The 17,557-nt window shown below is 56.5% G+C and carries 16 protein-coding genes and 4 tRNA genes; 6 read left to right on the top strand and 14 right to left on the bottom strand.

What is annotated here, in order from left to right:
- The 4 genes from H9C73_RS09975 to H9C73_RS09960 all read right to left on the bottom strand — a co-directional run bounded on the left by H9C73_RS09975 (position 1) and on the right by H9C73_RS09960 (position 392).
- A tRNA-His gene (locus H9C73_RS09975) sits at positions 1-73 on the bottom strand.
- A 13-nt stretch (positions 74-86) separates the two neighbouring features.
- Positions 87-171, bottom strand: a tRNA-Leu gene (locus H9C73_RS09970).
- 30 nt (positions 172-201) lie between these two features.
- Positions 202-277 (bottom strand) — tRNA-His (locus tag H9C73_RS09965).
- Positions 278-315: 38 nt separating this feature from the next.
- A tRNA-Arg gene (locus tag H9C73_RS09960) sits at positions 316-392 on the bottom strand.
- A gap of 219 nt (positions 393-611) precedes the next feature.
- Between H9C73_RS09960 and folD the strand changes: the two genes are divergently transcribed.
- Positions 612-1,466: a bifunctional methylenetetrahydrofolate dehydrogenase/methenyltetrahydrofolate cyclohydrolase FolD gene (gene folD / locus H9C73_RS09955; protein ID WP_209287673.1), complete on the top strand. Its 855-nt coding sequence runs from the start codon at positions 612-614 to the stop codon at positions 1,464-1,466.
- Between the two features lie 82 nt (positions 1,467-1,548).
- A complete protein-coding gene (locus H9C73_RS09950) occupies positions 1,549-3,384 on the top strand; it encodes a PAS domain S-box protein (protein WP_209287672.1) in 1,836 nt (611 codons plus the stop codon).
- A gap of 32 nt (positions 3,385-3,416) precedes the next feature.
- On the opposite strand, the gene cysS is transcribed toward H9C73_RS09950, so the two are convergent.
- Genes cysS through H9C73_RS09935 form a run of 3 tightly spaced genes read right to left on the bottom strand, consistent with a single transcriptional unit; the run spans position 3,417 to position 7,447 of the window.
- Positions 3,417-4,814: a cysteine--tRNA ligase gene (cysS, locus tag H9C73_RS09945; RefSeq protein ID WP_209287671.1), complete on the bottom strand. Its 1,398-nt coding sequence runs from the start codon at positions 4,812-4,814 to the stop codon at positions 3,417-3,419.
- Between the two features lie 53 nt (positions 4,815-4,867).
- Positions 4,868-5,761, bottom strand: coding sequence for a hypothetical protein (locus H9C73_RS09940; protein ID WP_209287670.1), 894 nt, complete (start codon positions 5,759-5,761; stop codon positions 4,868-4,870).
- A 6-nt stretch (positions 5,762-5,767) separates the two neighbouring features.
- A complete protein-coding gene (locus tag H9C73_RS09935) occupies positions 5,768-7,447 on the bottom strand; it encodes a glutamine--tRNA ligase/YqeY domain fusion protein (RefSeq protein WP_209287669.1) in 1,680 nt (559 codons plus the stop codon).
- Between the two features lie 177 nt (positions 7,448-7,624).
- On the opposite strand from H9C73_RS09935, the gene H9C73_RS09930 reads away from it, so the two are divergent.
- Complete coding sequence (locus H9C73_RS09930) at positions 7,625-8,134, top strand: peptidylprolyl isomerase (protein ID WP_209287668.1); 510 nt, start codon at positions 7,625-7,627, stop codon at positions 8,132-8,134.
- Positions 8,134-8,907, top strand: a complete 774-nt coding sequence (locus H9C73_RS09925; protein WP_209287667.1) for a UDP-2,3-diacylglucosamine diphosphatase — start codon at positions 8,134-8,136, stop codon at positions 8,905-8,907. Before H9C73_RS09930 ends, H9C73_RS09925 begins: the two co-directional genes overlap by 1 nt.
- Here the strand turns inward: H9C73_RS09925 and miaE are convergent.
- From miaE to H9C73_RS09890, 7 genes are all read right to left on the bottom strand, one after another.
- The gene (miaE, locus tag H9C73_RS09920) at positions 8,843-9,508 is read right to left on the bottom strand and encodes a tRNA-(ms[2]io[6]A)-hydroxylase (protein ID WP_209287666.1); all 666 of its coding nucleotides are present in this window, start codon (positions 9,506-9,508) and stop codon (positions 8,843-8,845) included. The genes H9C73_RS09925 and miaE overlap by 65 nt on opposite strands.
- Positions 9,509-9,672: 164 nt before the next feature.
- A complete protein-coding gene (locus tag H9C73_RS09915) occupies positions 9,673-10,419 on the bottom strand; it encodes a PhnD/SsuA/transferrin family substrate-binding protein (RefSeq protein WP_209287665.1) in 747 nt (248 codons plus the stop codon).
- An 11-nt stretch (positions 10,420-10,430) separates the two neighbouring features.
- Positions 10,431-10,892, bottom strand: coding sequence for a PAS domain-containing protein (locus H9C73_RS09910; RefSeq protein ID WP_209287664.1), 462 nt, complete (start codon positions 10,890-10,892; stop codon positions 10,431-10,433).
- 63 nt (positions 10,893-10,955) lie between these two features.
- Positions 10,956-11,318 (bottom strand): roadblock/LC7 domain-containing protein, encoded by a 363-nt coding sequence (locus H9C73_RS09905; protein ID WP_209287663.1) that lies wholly within the window; start codon positions 11,316-11,318, stop codon positions 10,956-10,958.
- Positions 11,319-11,382: 64 nt separating this feature from the next.
- On the bottom strand, positions 11,383-12,015 hold the full coding sequence (locus H9C73_RS09900; RefSeq protein ID WP_328797960.1) for a hypothetical protein: 633 nt from the start codon (positions 12,013-12,015) through the stop codon (positions 11,383-11,385).
- A gap of 44 nt (positions 12,016-12,059) precedes the next feature.
- Positions 12,060-13,304, bottom strand: a complete 1,245-nt coding sequence (locus tag H9C73_RS09895) for a hypothetical protein (protein ID WP_209287662.1) — start codon at positions 13,302-13,304, stop codon at positions 12,060-12,062.
- A 20-nt stretch (positions 13,305-13,324) separates the two neighbouring features.
- A complete protein-coding gene (locus H9C73_RS09890) occupies positions 13,325-13,798 on the bottom strand; it encodes a hypothetical protein (protein WP_209287661.1) in 474 nt (157 codons plus the stop codon).
- 594 nt (positions 13,799-14,392) lie between these two features.
- On the opposite strand from H9C73_RS09890, the gene acnB reads away from it, so the two are divergent.
- Both acnB and H9C73_RS09880 read left to right on the top strand, forming a co-directional pair.
- Positions 14,393-16,990, top strand: a complete 2,598-nt coding sequence (gene acnB / locus H9C73_RS09885; RefSeq protein WP_209287681.1) for a bifunctional aconitate hydratase 2/2-methylisocitrate dehydratase — start codon at positions 14,393-14,395, stop codon at positions 16,988-16,990.
- A 137-nt stretch (positions 16,991-17,127) separates the two neighbouring features.
- Positions 17,128-17,550: an immunity protein Imm33 domain-containing protein gene (locus H9C73_RS09880; protein WP_209287660.1), complete on the top strand. Its 423-nt coding sequence runs from the start codon at positions 17,128-17,130 to the stop codon at positions 17,548-17,550.
- Positions 17,551-17,557: the final 7 nt, after the last annotated feature.

Below are 17,557 nucleotides of genomic sequence, written 5' to 3'. Positions count from 1 at the left end.
GGTGGACGATGGGGCTCGAACCCACGACCACCGGAATCACAATCCGGGGCTCTACCAACTGAGCTACGCCCACCACATAGTGTAAATGGTGCGGAAGGAGAGACTCGAACTCTCACACCTTGCGGCACTGGAACCTAAATCCAGCGTGTCTACCAATTCCACCACTTCCGCATCAGCAAAAGCTGATGAAATTTGAGGTAATGGGGTGGACGATGGGGCTCGAACCCACGACCACCGGAATCACAATCCGGGGCTCTACCAACTGAGCTACGCCCACCACAACCTCTTTCTTGCAACTCTACCGGCTAGACGACCTGGCACGCCCGGCAGGACTCGAACCTGCAACCTACGGCTTAGAAGGCCGTTGCTCTATCCGGTTGAGCTACGAGCGCTTAAACACGCCGCCTCGTCATGAGTGCTACCCCGTGTCGAGGAGGTGCGTATATTAAGTACACCAAACCCGGTCGTCAACACCCAAATTGATTTTTTTGTGCAGAAACAATGCCCTGTATACAAACGCATCAACAAAAAAGTGCATTGGCCCTGGCGGCCAAAGATGCGAAAATTACGCCACCCTTTTTCCCGCTATATCAAAGGAACAGATCTCACTCATGAGCGCACAGATCATAGATGGCAAAAAAATTGCTGCCGAGGTTCGTCAGCAGGTTAAAGCCGGTATCGACACACGCCTGTCGGCCGGCAAGCGAGCGCCTTGTCTGGCCGTGGTACTGGTCGGCAGTGACCCCGCTTCTCAAGTGTACGTCCGCAACAAGAAAAATGCCTGCTCGGAAGTCGGCATTGAATCCAAAGCCTATGATCTGCCCGCCGAAACAACCCGTGAAGCCCTGCTCGACCTGATCAACACCCTGAATGCCGACGACACTGTCGATGGCATTCTGGTTCAGCTGCCCTTGCCGGCCCACCTGGATGCCACTGAAGTACTGGAACAGATCCGCCCCGACAAGGACGTGGACGGCTTCCATGCCTTTAACCTGGGACGACTGGCTCAGCGCATCCCGGCCCTGCGCCCCTGCACCCCCAAAGGTGTAATGACGCTGCTCAAGTCCACCGGTGTTGATCTGCATGGTCAGGAAGCCGTTGTGGTCGGCGCGTCCAACATTGTCGGGCGACCGATGACACTGGAGCTGCTGCTGGCTGGCTGTACCACCACGACCACACACCGTTTTACCCGCGATCTGGAGTTCCACGTGCGTCGTGCCGATATTGTGGTGGTTGGCGTCGGTATCCCGGGACTGGTCAAGGGTGAATGGATCAAACCGGGCGCCATTGTGATTGATGTCGGTATCAACCGACTGGATGACGGCCGACTGGTCGGTGACGTGGAATATGACATCGCGGCGGAGCGTGCTGGCTGGATCACACCAGTCCCGGGCGGCGTTGGCCCGATGACTGTTGCTACACTGATGGAAAACACCTTGGAGGCGGCCAACACACTGGCGCCCTGAGTAGGAATCAGGCTGTCCTTGCGGGCAGCCTTCCCTGTCTTGAAGCAGGAGGAGCCCCGGGCTCATGGAGAAAACTTGCAGGATGCACCCACCCCGTTCACGCACGGACACCCAAAGGGTACGAAAACTGAGCCCGGTACTGGCGCTGGTAACCTGCCTGGTCGGTATCACCATCAGCACTGTGCTTGCAGTCAAAGACGCAGACAACCTGCGATCAACCCTTGAGTCACGCTTCAATAACAATGTCCAACAGACCACGCACTTTCTGCAGCAGAAAGTCGAGCGCTATGAACTGCTGCTCAAGGCTGGCCGCGGTCTGGTTCTGAATAACTGGCAACAGCCACCTGAAACGCTGGAGTCACACTGGCACGCCATGTTTGACTCATTTGATCTGGACCTTGCCAGTCTGGGGGTGGTCGGGCTGTCATTTACCGCCTATTTACCGGCCGACGCACGCCCGGCCTTTGTTGAAGGCTACGCGAACACCCATCACGACTTTGAGATTTACCCGCCCCCGCCTCCCAGCGAAGACAGCTTTGTCATTCTGCAGCTCACACCGCGCAGTATTGAGCGCCGCATGCGGGGGTATGACATAGCAAGCGGTCCTGCCCGTCGTGAAGCAGCCCTTCAGGCCAAGGCATCCGGACAGGCTACCGTCACTACGCCGCTTTCACTTTTGCCAACCGAAATCAGCTCACTGGACTACCTGATGCTGCTGCCGGTGCAAACGAAGGACGGCACGGATCAATCCTTTTTGGGGTGGACCTCCATAGGGTTCAGCATGAGCACCCTGCTGAACTCCAGCCTTGAAGAGCTGGGGCACCCGCTGCGAATACAGCTTTTCGATACCCGCCAGGATGAAGCCCGGCCGGCTTTCGACAGCCACCGTGAGATGGCAGAAGGCAAAGGGCCGAGTCAGTCCAGCACCATTCATCTTGGCATGCAGCAGGTCCGACTGGAGTTCCAGTCACTGGACAGCGAGCTGAACCAGCTTTACAACCGCCCTTTCAACCCCGGCACCCTGGTGGCAGGACTGTCACTGACCCTGCTGGTCACGCTGGCAATGCTGTCATTCATCATTACACGTCTGCGAACAGACCTGTTCAACCGCCAGCTCTCTGCCCGTGCCAACGAGGTATCGGAACGCTACCGCAACCTGTTTGAACAGAGCCCCGAAGCGATCGTCGTGCACGTAGAGGGCCGTGTCGAGCTGGCCAACCCTCATGCGGCAGAGCTGTTTGGCTGCGATACTCCCGAAGCACTGATTGGTTGTCATATTCGTGATCTGGTACATCCCGACAGCATGGGCATTGTCGAGACTCGACAGGCGGCCCTCAAGCGCGGCGAATCACTCATGCCGGCGGAACAGAAACTGATTCGCCTGGATGGCACTCTGTTTGAGGTGGAAGCCACCAGCCGCCTGATTCAGTTCAATCACCGCACCGGTACTCAGGTCGTGTTCCGGGACATTACGGCCGAGAAACAGGCACGCCGAGAAGCCAGAATCGCACACGCGCTGGTCAAACAGAATTCGGAAGCGATCATGGTGACGGATGCTGAAGGGAATATCGAAATGGTCAACGAGGCGTTTGAAACGCTGACCGGATATGGCCGGAACCAGATCATTGGCAGCAACGCATCGCTGATGAACTCGGGACAGCATGGCCGAGCCTTTTTCTTTGAGCTCTGGCGCGCTCTGAAACAGAAAGGAGAGTGGTCGGGCGATATCGTCAACCGCAAGCGCTCGGGTAAGCTCTTTGTGCAAGCCACACAAATCACGGCCGTGCAGGATGAGAGTGAGCATACGTCACATTTTGTCTGCCGACTCAGGGACGTGACGGATGCGCGTCAGCAGCAAGGTCGTCTGCAGCTCAGAGCCTTTCAGGCCGCCATGGCAACGCCCGAGGAAACCCGATAAAAAAGGCGCCCCGAGAGGCGCCCTTTTCAGTATCAGGACTGCTCGCGATACCAGCTTGTGCCTTCGCGGCTGTCCTTGAGCACGATACCCTGCGCCAGCAACTCGTCGCGAATACGATCCGCCTCGGCAAAGTCACGATCCTTGCGCGCCTGGTTGCGCTGCTCAATCAACGCTTCAATGGCATCGGCACCCAGACCATCCTCACCTGCATCCCCTTTCAGGAACGCATCCGGGTCCTGCTGCAGCAGACCGATCATACCCGCCAAACGCTTGAGCTCCGCTGCCAGCGGTTTAGTCTGCTCACTTTGCTCACGGGCAGCTTTGTTGACCTCTGTGACGAGATCAAACAGAACGGCGAGTGCGCGCGGAGTATTGAAGTCGTCATCCATGGCCTCATTAAACCGGCTTTCCCAGGCATCATTGGCAACAGGTTCAACCCCTTCTAGGCTGCCGGCGGCCTGGAGTGCCTGGTAGAAACGCTCCAGCGCACTGCGCGCTTCCTTCAGGCCATCTTCCGAATAGTCGATGTAGCTGCGGTAATGCACACTGGAGAGGAAGTAGCGCACGACTTCTGCATCATAGTGCTTCAGCACTTCGCGGATGGTGAAAAAGTTGCCCAATGACTTGGACATTTTTTCAGCCCCCATGCGGACCGGACCAGCATGCATCCAGTAGTTGACATAGGTGCAGCCGTTCGCCGCTTCGGACTGGGCGATTTCGTTCTCATGATGCGGGAATGGCAGGTCTGGGCCACCACCGTGAATATCAAAGGTTGCGCCCAGGCAGCATTTGGACATGGCCGAGCACTCAATGTGCCAGCCCGGACGCCCCTTGCCCCAGGGCGAATCCCAGCTGACTTCTCCCGGCTTGGCAGCCTTCCAGAGCACGAAGTCGAGCGGGCTTTCCTTCGCATCGTCCACTTCGACGCGAGCACCCGAGCGCAGCTCTTCTACCACCTTGTTGGTCAAACGACCATACGGCTCGAAACGCTCTACGCGGTAGTACACATCACCGTTGCTGGCCGCATAGGCGTAGCCCTTGTCGATCAGCGTCTGGACCATGGCCAGAATATCGTCGATATGCGCCGTGGCCCGAGGCTCCTGATCCGGGCGCTTTACGAAGAGCCTGTCCTCGTCCTCATGCATGGCCGCAATCATGCGCTCGGTCAGCGCATCAACCGGTTCGCTGTTTTCAGCCGCACGCCGGATGATCTTGTCATCCACATCGGTAATGTTGCGCACATACTCAACGTCCCAGCCCCGAGCCCTCAGGTAACGCGTAATGACATCGAATGCCACCATTACCCGCGCATGCCCGATATGGCAGTAGTCATACACCGTCACACCACACACGTACATGCGGATCTTGCCAGGCTCAATCGGAGTGAAGACGGTTTTGCTGTTGGTCAGAGTATTGTAAATATGAAGCATTGGTGTCCGCCGGACTTGAAAAAATGAACGCCGCCCTCCGCAAGGGCAGCGGGTTAATGATGGTTACTCATGCGTATGCGCCCCAGCCAGGCCTGTCCCAGCATGCTGGACTCACGCGTCAGCCAAAGATCGCCCTGATGCCAGCCTATCGCCTCCCACTGCCCTGCTGGTGACAGCGAGTGGTACTGCGCCCCGGACCAGACCGGCTCATCCTCGACAACCGGCACCAGCCACAGAAAAGGCTTGGGCAGCAAGCGGCTCTTGGTGTAGCCCAGCAGCGCGAGCCTTGACGACTCAGGGTCATAATCGACTGCCGTGACTAGGCCTGCTACCGGAAAGGTCGCAACCGGTTGCAACGACTGCTGACCCGCCTTGCCGGTATCAAGGCGATACAGGCGCGTTTTCTGGTTCGACCAGTTCTTGGTGAACACCCAGAGGTCACGCCCAACCACCGTTGCAGCCTCACAATCATTATCATGGGCATAAGCCGCGTGAGCCGGCTCGGCATCCGCAAAACGGAACTCGAGCAGTTCAGAGCGTGCCTTGGCACCCTTCAAAGCCTGCCAGGACACATGATAGGCCTGCATCCACTCGCGCTGTCCCAGGTTGTTGCCACAATCCAGCACATACACGCCCTGTTCGGATGCCGCCAACTCCTCCCAGTCGAGGTTGATGCTGTCCAGCAGCCGAACTCGCCGCTCAACCTCTCCCGTGCGTGCAGAGAGGCGATAGAGCACGGGGCCATCGCCGCTGTCATTGTGGGTCCAGAGGGACGCGCCCCGCCAGGCAATTCCAGAGGTCTCGCTGACCTCTTCCGGCAGCAGTGCGACCTGCTCCACCTCCAGATGAGTACCCGCGGGCATCTGCGCCACACTGGCACAGCCGGACAGCATACCTGACAAAAGCGGCAGCCAGAACGCGGCCCTCAGAGCCCTCACCACACGCATGGCAAATTACTTACCTTTGATCTTCGCCCAGGAGTCACGCAGGGTTACGGTACGGTTAAACACCAGCTGCGACTCGGTGGAGTCGGGATCAACGCAGAAATAGCCGGTACGCTCGAACTGGAAGCGACTTTCAGCGACAGCATGTTTCAGCCCGATTTCGACACGCGCATTCGGCATCACCTTGAGTGATTCCGGGTTGATAAAGGCATGAAAGTCACGCTCCTTGTCCGCATCCGGATTCGGCTCGGTGAACAGACGATCATAAAGGCGTACTTCACAGGCCACCGAGTTGTCTGCCGACACCCAGTGAATAACACCGTTGGGCTTGTAGTCGGTCGGGTTCTGCCCCTTGGTATCCGCATCGTAGCTGCAGACCAGTTCAACCACTTCGCCCTGCTCGTTCTTGATCACCTCATCGCAGCGCACCACGTAGGCTCCACGCAGGCGAACAGCATCACCCGGCGCCATGCGCTTCCATTTGCGCGGTTTTTCTTCGGCAAAATCTTCACGCTCGATCAGCAGGTTGCGGGTAAAGGGCACCTTACGGATACCCATGGACTCATCCTTGGGGTGAGCCGGCAGTTCAAACCACTCTTCTTCCCCTTCCGGGTAATTGGAGATGGTGACCTTGATCGGATCCACGACACACATGGCGCGTGGCGCATTGGCATCCAGGTCTTCACGAATGGCGGCTTCCAGCATGCCCACATCGACCACACCGTTGGAGCGGGTTACGCCGATCATGTCACAGAAGTTGCGAATGGAGGCCGGGGTAAAACCGCGACGGCGCATACCCGAGATTGTCGGCATGCGCGGATCGTTCCAGCCATCAACATGGCCTTCGTCGACCAGCAGCTTCAGCTTGCGCTTGCTGGTAACCGTGTAGTTCAGGTTCAGACGTGCGAATTCGTACTGACGAGGCTTGGCCGGAACCGGCAGGTTTTCGACAAACCACTCGTACAGCGGACGGTGGTCTTCAAATTCCAGCGTACAGATCGAGTGAGTCACGCCCTCGATGGCGTCCGACTGACCATGAGTAAAGTCGTAGGACGGGTAGATGCACCATTTGTCACCGGTCTGGTGATGGTGTGCATGGCGAATGCGGTAGATGACCGGGTCGCGCAGGTTGATGTTGGGTGCCGCCATATCGATTTTGGCACGCAGAACACACTCACCCTCTTCGAAATCGCCATTACGCATTTTTTCAAACAGGCTGAGGTTTTCTTCAACGCTGCGGTCGCGGTAAGGGCTGTTCTTGCCGGGCTCTTTCAGAGTACCCCGGAACTCACGCATCTCGTGGGCACTCAGGCTGTCTACATACGCCTTGCCCTGCTTGATCAGGTAAACGGCCCAATCATACAACTGATCAAAATATTCGGAGCTGTAACGGATATCACCCGCCCAGTCATACCCCAGCCAGCGAACGTCTTCGATAATGGAATCGATATATTCCTGGTTTTCCTTCTCCGGGTTGGTGTCATCAAACCGCAGATTACACTCCCCACCAAACCGCAAAGCCGTACCAAAATTCAGACAGATCGACTTGGCATGACCAATGTGCAGATAGCCATTGGGCTCAGGCGGAAAACGGGTTACAACCTTTCCGTCGTTCAGGCCTTGGGCAAGATCATCTTCAATAATCTGGTGGATAAAGTTGTTCGGCTTGTTGCTGTCGTGTGTGGTCATATCCATTTCTTGTCGAAGCTGATTATGGCCGGCCGGAGGGCCGGAGCGGGTCGCGGCATTATAACCGCAGATACAGGGTTCACGCACGTGGATACGCAGTAAAGCGTGATCAGAGGATGCAGCCGCATAATACTTGAGTATAATGGCCCCACTCATAAGAAACACAGGGAACTGGACATGATCATCCTGCAAACAAACCTCGGCACCATCTCCTTGGAACTGGACCACGAAAAAGCACCCAACACGGCTGCCAACTTTGAGCAGTATGTCCGTGACGGCTTTTATGACGGTGTCATTTTCCACCGGGTGATTGACGGTTTCATGATTCAGGGCGGCGGCTTTGAACCGGGCATGATCCCAAAGGAAACTCGTGAGCCTATCCAGAATGAGGCTGACAACGGCCTGTCCAACAAGGCTGGCACTATCGCCATGGCACGCACCATGGACCCTCATTCTGCGTCTGCGCAGTTTTTCATCAACGTTTCGGACAACACCTTCCTGGACCACACCGCCAAAACCACTGAAGGCTGGGGTTATGCGGTATTCGGCAAGGTTGTTGACGGCATGGACGTGGTGAACAAGATCAAGAAGGCCAGCACCACCATGCGCGCCGGCCACCAGGATGTCCCGGCCGAGGATATCGTTATCGAGTCCGCCAAGGTTGCTGATGGTGAAGGCGAGGCGTAATGCTGCGTTACTTCGTTGCAGACCTGCACCTTGACGACAAACGCCCGGATATTATCCGGGCGTTTGTGCATTTCCTGCAGGAAAAAGCGGCCACGGCAGACGAGCTCTACCTGCTGGGCGACATTTTCGAAGCCTGGATCGGCGATGATGCTCCGCCCCCATCACTGCAAAGCGTCTATGACACACTGCACCAGCTTTCCTCGGCGAGTGTTCGGCTGTTTTTTCAGCACGGCAATCGTGATTTTCTGGTCGGCGAGGCGTTTATGCATCAGATCGGAGCTGAGCTGCTGCCGGAGGTCCATGCTCTGGAAACGCCACACGGGACCACGCTGCTGCTGCATGGCGACCAGCTATGCCAGGACGATGCCGCCTATCAGGCATTCAGACAGCAGGTACGCAATCCGCAATGGCAGGCTGCCTTCCTGAGCAAGTCTGTTGCCGAGCGACTGGATGTTGCACGCCAGCTCAGAGCTGCCAGCCGTGAACAGGGCGCACAAAAGGCAGAGTACATAACCGATGTCACACCTTCTGCCGTCAGTGACCTGATGGAACAACATCAGGCGTTACTGATGATTCACGGTCATACCCACCGGCCCCGAATGCACACCAACCAGTCACCACAGGGTGGCGTTCGCATTGTACTGGGCGACTGGGATGCGTCTGCGTGGTATCTCGAGCAGGATGAAGAAGGCAGCCGTCACTTCGCCTTCAAGCTGCCGGACGGGAACCCTCAGACAGCAGAGCTGCAGGATTTTCTAGCAGCTGCTGACTAGGCTTGCCACTATGGAAGCGGAACTCGTCATCTTCTGACTGAATCAATTCCGCTTCCAGCTGACGGAACTGCTCCACGCGGTCGTCAATCGGCTCTCCTGCGTACTCACGCGCCAAGTGGAGATAATCCTGGTAGTGACGCCCCTCAGACTTCAGCAGTGAACGATAGAAACGCGCCAGCTCCTCATCCAGATCCGGGGCCAGTGCCGCAAAGCGCTCGCAGGAACGTGCTTCGATAAACGCTCCGACGATCAGCACATCCACCAGACGACCGGGTTCAGAGGTACGCACCTCCTTGCGCAAGCCGGCTGCGTAGCGCGCCGGGCTCAAGTGATCATAACGCAGGCCGCGAGCCTCCATGATCCCCAGCACCTGCTCAAAGTGAATCAGCTCTTCCCGTGCCAGCCGGGACATCTTGTTCAGCAGATCCGAGCGGTCCACATACCTGAACATGAGTGTCATGGCGGTGGAAGCCGCTTTCTTTTCACAGTGCGCATGATCGGTCAACAGCAGTTCGAGCGCCTCCGGACGCGCCGCCAGCTGCAGCCACTCGCTGGGCGTTTCGCACCCAAGAAAACCTTTGATTTCGTCTAGTACATCCATCGATCACATGTCTCGTATCGGCCGACATGAAAGCCGGCTGCATTTAACTGAACAATAATGCGGGAATTCTACTCAGGCGCCCGGCCGAACACCACCGCAGCACACAACAAGCATAAAAAAGGGCGCCCTGAAGGCGCCCCTCGCAACAGCTGCATTGACCCTGATCAGTCGATGAGTGTGTCGATCAGGTCGATCATGAATTCGGTTTCTTCCTCCTCCATGATGTCCCATCCATCCAATCCCATACTTTTCAACACTGCCTGCCCCTTGGGATCGTGCTCCATATTGATCAGACGGTCGGTCAACATGGCTGCGTGTTCCTGCATGCGAGGACCGGCAACCAGCGTATGGTGCACCACACTGATCTGGCTACTGACCAGCGGCTTCATTTTCTTGCGCACCAGCTCCGACAACTCTTCAAAGCCGGCCTTGAGAAAGAAGCCCACATCCGCATCACCGTTCAGCAGTGACTTGGCCACCAGTACATAACTGTCCAGCTCCTTGAAGGTCACATTGGTGCCATCAAGGTCGGCAGATTCCAGCATGATCATGCCCATGGTATGCACGTCGGGGTCTGCCGTTGTGGCCACTTTGAGACCCGGCTTGAGATCTTCGACGCAGGCCGCAGCATCTTCTGCACGCGCAGCTATGACCGTCTCATCCGCACGGTTTCGAGGCCGAACCAGTACCTTGAACCCCAGCTCCCGTACCAGCATGGACGCGTCATAGGGGTTGGCATAAATCAGATCCAGCTTTCCATTCCGAATATCCTCACGCTGAGCCTCAAAACTGTCATACAGCTCCAGGTGAACACCCTGCCCCAGCTGACGCTGTAACCAGGTATTGAAGATAAACCAGCCTGAAAGATGGGTAGGCGGGAAATCCGGACTTACGGACAAATTCAAAGTCATCGCGGCACCTCCTACCTTAGCGTGGCGTAGAGCGCTTCGCTCTCGCTGATTTTGCTGCGAGAAGGCTTGCGTCTTACAGAGGTGTAGCCCACCAGTTGACCATTTCGAATATTCGGAATGACGGTCGCCTTGACCCAGTAATACGCGCCGTCCTTGCGCAGATTCTTGACATAACCTTGCCACTTTTTGCCCTGGGCGACGGTATCCCAGAGGTCCTTGAATGCCACAGCAGGCATATCCGGGTGGCGTAAAATGCAGTGATTGGTGCCGATAAGCTCTTCGCGCGAATAACCGGACATTTCAACAAACGCCCGATTGGCATGCGTAATAATACCCTTGGGGTCAGTTCGCGAAACGATCAGCTTTCCATCCGGGTATGGCACCTCTCGGTCTACGACTTTGGCAAGCCGCTCCGTACCGTCAAAATACTTGATCAGCACATCCTGAGCGTCTGCCGTATGTTGTTCAGACATAGGCACTCCAGGCCGAGCAAGCGGCGCCTATCCATACAGGCGCACGCCAAACACAGTAAACGCTTATAGAATCTTGCCAATGGCTTCAGCAGCACGCTTGACGTCCAGGAAAATAAGACCCAGACGAGCGTTGGTTTTGGCAACGACTGTAAGCACTGATTCAGGGTTGGCGTGCGTCATCAAGATATAGCCATCCTTGCCCTTGACCAGAACCTGCTCAAGCTCACCTCGAGCCAGCTCCTGAGATGTGCGTTCACCCAGTGACAGCATCGCTGCACTCATGGCACCCACCCGGTCTTCATCCATACCTGCCGGCAAAAGCGAGTCAATCACAAGACCATCGGTGGAAATGACTGCAGAAGCTTCAATTTCCGCCGATGTTCCATTGAGATCGTTGAGAATGGAAGTCAACATTTCTGAGCGCATGGTAGTCTCCTTTTAGGCCATTAGCGCTGGTTGTAAATCTGTATAAAGCAGCCAGCCTGCCTTATCAGTAGTCCAGGTAGCGTCGGATCAATACCGACATCAGATCCACAAAAGGCTGCCGGTTCAGATGAGGCATCCCTTCCAGAATCAGCAAAAATTTCTGTTCACCGACATGCAGCGTCCAGAAGCCCAGTTCACTTTGACCAACCGCATCCACCAAAGCCCAGGATGAGCCGTCAAAGCCAAGATGTTTCACCAGCAAAGGCTGGTGACGTTCGTGGAGAGAGACCAGGTCTGCAGCCATACCCGCAACAGCTTCAGCCTCATCCGGATCAAAACCGGACTGACCCAGGCAGAAGCCCTGGTCATCCGCCAGCAGCACTCGTCCATCAGCCAGGCGCGGCAGAAATTCGGGCAACAGTTGCTCAATCGTGCCTGACGCGATGGGTTCGGGCGTCTCGGGCAGATCAACAAACCCATGCTGCACGGCCTTATCCAGCAATGCCTGGGCTTCATCTTCAGGCAAACCTGTGAGCTTCTGCAGCAGGGAGCTCAGATAGGGAATATGGGTATCGGCACTCAACAGCTGCAACAGCAAGGCTCTGAGTGCATCAGGATCCGTTGAAAGCGTGGCGTAGTAAGCACCACTGGGGGTCACCTGAAAGTACCGCGGGGTCTCATTCTGTTCTTGATTCACGGTTTAACTCCGAAAGATCCATGGGTGTGTTGCACACGTTTCGGTCACTGACGGTACAGGCCGATGGCGTCCGCTGCCACCATGAACGAAAAGACAAAACGCTGAGACACGCCCAGCATGCTCACTATGTTTCTGGCCGACAGCTTCTGGCTTTGCCAGAGCTCGGCGATACTGCGTGCATGGGGTGTTTCCAGCAACCGTTCAAAGTCGGGCATCTCCTTCAGCAACATGGGCTCTTCTGCCGACAGGGTATCGGGCAGGCGCCCTTTCGCCGTAAACAGGGCTAGTTGCCAGACGAGCTCATCAGAATCCATCCTGCGCCCCTTTGGAAGCTCCTGATCAGGCCCTCGTTCGATCAACGAAATCTCGTCAAACCCGAAACGAGTGCGTGTTAACTGGAGCAGCAGGTCCGACTCGATACCGACCAGAAATGACTTCTCGGCCGGCAGATAAAACATGGCCCCCGGCACACCCAGAATCTGCTGCACCTTTCCGGTCTCATTGCCTTCTCTGACGGCACGCAGCACCCAGGGGAACAGCAGGCCATCCAGGCTGAAGTACACACGTCTGCGTTCGGTTGTGGAGTCAAGATTAACGTCGGAAAGACTGCCACAGCACTGCATGATCATTTCCGCCGACATGCTGGGAGCCTGGGGCGCTTCCGGCTCAACAGGTGCCTGTGGTGCCGGTTTCACGGGCGTTTTTGTCACGCCCGACTTGGCCTGCTGGGCCTGGATCTCCTTTTGCGCTTCCAGAATCAGGTTGTTCAGCTCGTTACGCTGAACACTGAATCGGCTCCGCAGCCCTTCCTCTTCCCGATGAGAGTGCTCGCCCTGCCAGGCCGAAGCAGCTTCAGAGCTGCGCAGCTTGCGTGCCTGCCACTCGGCAAAGGCCGCTTCACGTGCCTTGTCTTCATCACTCAACTGAGCGTCTGACGCCGGCGCCACGGCTTCAGGACGCACACCCGACAACAACCTGGCCAGGTCATGCAGTGCATCCTGCAGTGCTTTCATACTTAACGGACGATCAATAAAAATCCCCGCTTCCATGGCGGGCTTTTCCATATCTGCCCCGACGACCGCAATCCATGGCTTGCCGGTAGACTGATGCCAGTTTTCCAGCTTGCTCAGACCTGATGCGTCCTTAAGGTCGATCAGCAGCGATGCAGCCTCGGAAATGGGCTTCAGAGAAAAGCCCTGTGCGCTGTGCCCACTGAAGAAAACCTCCAGCATCGACTGCTCGCTCGCGGCAAAACCTAGCGTTGCGATTGTTTTTTCACTGAGCGCCATACTCATGTCCTATTCATCGTTCAGTGAAATTTGCGATGCGGCGAAAACTGCATGCAACGCCCATTGCTCAGAACGGCATAATCAAGCGGCAGATCCGAAAGCAGGTTGAGCTCGCGTGTATCAACGGCCTTGTTCATCGCGATGCGGTGCTCAGATTGCAACAGAGGTCCGGCCTGCTGAATCAGGCGGTTAACCAGAAACTGGCCGCGACCACGCAGCACCAGCAACAGATCGATCAGGGCTCCGGTAACACGCTCGCTGTCGGCGCACTGGATGGCAAGGTAGATTCTTCTGATGTGATTGCGGAGAACACGCGGACGAGCTGCAACAAGACGAGTGAGGTAGCGAAGCGCCACAGTTGGCTGGACACCCACATAGATAAGACGCTTGTCTGCCTGCAAACTGAACATGATTTGCAGCTTGCACAGTTCCAAGTCTGATTGACTGGGGCGCTCATCCTGAGCCATGTCAGCCTGACTGACTGCTGGGTTCATCTAGGCTACCTCCTACCTGAGATATTGTATGAATTCGTTATACGGTGCTTGCAGGTCAATTTCAAACAGAGCGATACATACATTGACCCGCATCAAGCCGCTCTATCCGCCCCTCTCCATGCGTCCATACGGGGCAAACGGCCTGTGACAAATCCACTTGCTAACACCCTGATCTTAGGCAACTTTGCGCTAACAGCAAGGCATTTTTGCCCATTTCTGCAGCAAAGTGACCAATGACAAGATTCAGGTCGATAGGCTGTCGTTCATTGGCGGCAAAAGGTGATCAGGACGGTAAACAGCCATTTAAAACAGGCAGTCTCAAGCTAAGCCTAGCGCCTGTTCAGTGCGCCGGCATGCAAAGATTTCACATGCGCCAATTTTTTCATGCATTTTTTGATGAAAACGGCTCTATCGCCTGCCATAGCTACGCTTGGGTATCATTCTTTAGTTTAGTAATTGTCGACAAAAACTTAACTTTACCCATTCCTTTCGCTAGAATTCGCCCGCCAATCACCATTCGATACCTAGTCGATACGCCGCTGACGGAGTCGGAGAACTCCCAGGACGGCGGTGAAAACAGATGAGGGCCATATCGTGCTTGAAGCTTATCGTAAACATGTAGAAGAACGCGCTGCAGAAGGCGTCCCGCCGAAGCCGCTTGACCCCGAACAGACCTCAGCTCTGGTCGAACTCCTGAAAAACCCGCCGGCTGGCGAGGAAGAGTTCCTGCTTGAACTGCTGAGCAATCGTGTTCCGGCTGGCGTGGACCAGGCTGCCTATGTCAAGGCAGGTTTTCTGGCAGCTATCGCCAAAGGTGAGGCCTCCTCTCCGCTGATCGACAAGGTCAAGGCTGTAGAACTGCTGGGCACCATGCTGGGTGGCTACAACATCGCTCCGCTGATCGATTGTCTGGACATTGAAGAACTGGCTCCGACCGCCGCCAAGGCTCTGTCTCACACCCTGCTGATGTTCGATGCTTTCCACGACGTGCAGGAAAAAGCCGAAGCCGGCAACGCCTTCGCCAAGCAGGTCATGCAGTCCTGGGCTGACGGCGAATGGTTCACCTCCAAGCCGGAAGTGGCTGAAAAAATCACCGTTACCGTATTCAAGGTGCCGGGCGAAACCAACACCGACGACCTGTCTCCGGCTCCGGATGCCTGGTCACGTCCTGACATTCCGCTGCACGCCAACGCGATGCTGAAGATGGAACGTGAAGGCATCAACCCGGAAGAGCCGGGCGTTAAAGGCCCGCTGGCTCAGATCGAAGAAGTCAAAGCCAAAGGTTTCCCGGTTGCCTATGTGGGCGACGTAGTGGGTACCGGTTCTTCTCGTAAGTCTGCCACCAACTCCGTTCTGTGGTTCTTCGGCGACGACATCCCGCACGTACCGAACAAGCGCGCAGGCGGCTACTGCTTCGGCGGCAAGATCGCACCGATCTTCTACAACACCATGGAAGATGCCGGCGCCCTGCCGATCGAAATGCCGGTTGACGATCTGAACATGGGTGACGTGATCGACGTTTACCCGTACGAAGGTAAAGTGTGCAAGCACGGTACCGACGAAGTAATCTGCACTTTCGGCCTCAAGACTCAGGTCCTGCTGGACGAAGTCCGTGCCGGTGGCCGTATCCCGCTGATCATCGGTCGCGGTCTGACCGAGAAAGCACGTGAAGCGCTGGGTCTGGGTCACTCCGATCTGTTCCGCAAGCCCGAACAGCCGGCTGACAGCGGCAAGGGTTACACCCTGGCGCAGAAGATGGTCGGTAAGGCCTGCGGCATGGAAGGCGTGCGTCCCGGCATGTACTGCGAGCCGAAGATGACCACTGTCGGTTCTCAGGACACCACCGGTCCGATGACCCGTGACGAACTGAAAGACCTGGCCTGCCTCGGCTTCTCTGCTGACCTGACCATGCAGTCTTTCTGTCACACCGCTGCGTATCCGAAGCCGGTTGACGTGAACACTCATCACACCCTGCCGGACTTCATCATGAACCGCGGCGGTGTTTCCCTGCGTCCGGGTGACGGTGTAATCCACTCCTGGCTGAACCGCATGCTGCTGCCGGACACCGTTGGTACTGGCGGTGACTCCCACACCCGTTTCCCGCTGGGCATCTCTTTCCCGGCCGGTTCTGGTCTGGTGGCCTTCGCAGCCGCTACCGGCGTCATGCCGCTGGATATGCCGGAATCCGTTCTGGTTCGCTTCAAGGGCAAGCGTAACCCGGGCATCACCCTGCGTGACCTGGTACACGCCATTCCTTACTACGCCATCAAGCAGGGCCTGCTGACCGTAGAAAAGGCTGGCAAGAAGAACGCATTCTCCGGTCGTGTACTGGAAATCGAAGGTCTGGAAGAGCTGACTGTCGAGCAGGCGTTCGAACTGTCTGACGCATCTGCCGAACGTTCCGCTGCAGGCTGCACCATCACCCTGTCTGAAGATTCCGTTGCCGAGTACCTGCGCTCCAACATCGTCATGCTGAAGTGGATGATCGCTGAAGGCTATGGCGATGCGCGTACCATCGAGCGTCGTATCAAGGGCATGGAAGAATGGCTGGCCAACCCGAGCCTGATGCGTGCCGACGCTGACGCGGAATACGCTGAAGTGATCGAGATCGACCTGTCCGAAATCAAGGAGCCGATCCTCTGTGCTCCGAACGATCCGGACGATGCACGTCTGCTGTCTGAAGTACAGGGCGAGAACATCGATGAAGTCTTCATCGGTTCCTGCATGACCAACATCGGTCACTTCCGTGCGGCGGGTAAACTGCTGGAAACCTCCGGCAAGTCCATCCCGACTCGCATGTGGATCGCACCGCCGACCAAGATGGACCAGGCACAGCTGAGCGACGAAGGCTACTACAACGTGTTCGGCAAGGCCGGTGCACGTATGGAAATGCCGGGCTGCTCTCTGTGTATGGGTAACCAGGCACGTGTTGCTGCCAAGAGCACCGTTGTCTCTACCTCTACCCGTAACTTCCCGAACCGTCTGGGTGACGGCGCCAATGTATACCTGGCGTCTGCCGAGCTGGCGGCTGTTGCGGCACTGGAAGGCAAGCTGCCGACCGTTCAGGAGTACATGGACTACGCCAGCAAGATCGACAGCATGTCCGGTGAAATCTACCGCTACCTGAACTTCGATCAGATGGATAACTACGTCGCCAAGGCGTCTACCGTTATCCCGACAACCGAAGCCTGATAGCCGGTATCTCCGGATACCCCAGCGCTGAACAAACCCCGTCCCTGTGACGGGGTTTTTGTTTTCTGACTTGCTCCCTTGAACTGATATACTGCTCCCCGCGTATCGTTTTGAGTGAGCCACAAACTGGAGATTCCATGCATTCCAACGATCCCGATCAGCCCGTTACACAGGAACAGGAAACCGCGCAAACCAAAAACGGTTATCTTGCACTGGTGTCTCGCCTGCTTCTGGAAGAGAAGCTGCCGATTCGTTTCATGTACAAGACGGTTCCGGAACACCTGAATGACACCGGCTGGCGCATGTTCACCGGCTACGAAACCGAGGAATTTCTGGAAAACGAGTTGATCAATATGATGCCCATTCCTCTGGAGCGCATCTGCCAGCTCGACCCGTCGCTGACCGAACTGGTTGAATACAACGCAGGCACGGTTTGGGAACGCACCCCCGATTCAGAGGGCTGGGAGCGTGTCTATGACTTCCGCATCCCTGCCCCGAAAGTAGACGTTGAAATCACCAACGATGTGGACCGCTTCGCCGATACACGCGAGGGTTCCTGAAGCGCCT

This window comes from Marinobacterium alkalitolerans (assembly GCF_017776525.1).
GTDB classification, from domain to species: domain Bacteria; phylum Pseudomonadota; class Gammaproteobacteria; order Pseudomonadales; family Balneatricaceae; genus Marinobacterium; species Marinobacterium alkalitolerans.
This window is presented reverse-complemented; position numbering and strand designations above follow the sequence as displayed.

Coding starts and splice junctions, on each gene's coding strand:
- folD (WP_209287673.1), top strand. CDS start 612: ATGAGCGCACAGATCATAGATGGCAAAAAAATTGCTGCCGAGGTTCGT.
- H9C73_RS09950 (WP_209287672.1), top strand. CDS start 1,549: ATGCACCCACCCCGTTCACGCACGGACACCCAAAGGGTACGAAAACTG.
- cysS (WP_209287671.1), bottom strand. CDS start 4,814: ATGCTTCATATTTACAATACTCTGACCAACAGCAAAACCGTCTTCACT.
- H9C73_RS09940 (WP_209287670.1), bottom strand. CDS start 5,761: ATGCGTGTGGTGAGGGCTCTGAGGGCCGCGTTCTGGCTGCCGCTTTTG.
- H9C73_RS09935 (WP_209287669.1), bottom strand. CDS start 7,447: ATGACCACACACGACAGCAACAAGCCGAACAACTTTATCCACCAGATT.
- H9C73_RS09930 (WP_209287668.1), top strand. CDS start 7,625: ATGATCATCCTGCAAACAAACCTCGGCACCATCTCCTTGGAACTGGAC.
- H9C73_RS09925 (WP_209287667.1), top strand. CDS start 8,134: ATGCTGCGTTACTTCGTTGCAGACCTGCACCTTGACGACAAACGCCCG.
- miaE (WP_209287666.1), bottom strand. CDS start 9,508: ATGGATGTACTAGACGAAATCAAAGGTTTTCTTGGGTGCGAAACGCCC.
- H9C73_RS09915 (WP_209287665.1), bottom strand. CDS start 10,419: ATGACTTTGAATTTGTCCGTAAGTCCGGATTTCCCGCCTACCCATCTT.
- H9C73_RS09910 (WP_209287664.1), bottom strand. CDS start 10,892: ATGTCTGAACAACATACGGCAGACGCTCAGGATGTGCTGATCAAGTAT.
- H9C73_RS09905 (WP_209287663.1), bottom strand. CDS start 11,318: ATGCGCTCAGAAATGTTGACTTCCATTCTCAACGATCTCAATGGAACA.
- H9C73_RS09895 (WP_209287662.1), bottom strand. CDS start 13,304: ATGGCGCTCAGTGAAAAAACAATCGCAACGCTAGGTTTTGCCGCGAGC.
- H9C73_RS09890 (WP_209287661.1), bottom strand. CDS start 13,798: ATGAACCCAGCAGTCAGTCAGGCTGACATGGCTCAGGATGAGCGCCCC.
- H9C73_RS09880 (WP_209287660.1), top strand. CDS start 17,128: ATGCATTCCAACGATCCCGATCAGCCCGTTACACAGGAACAGGAAACC.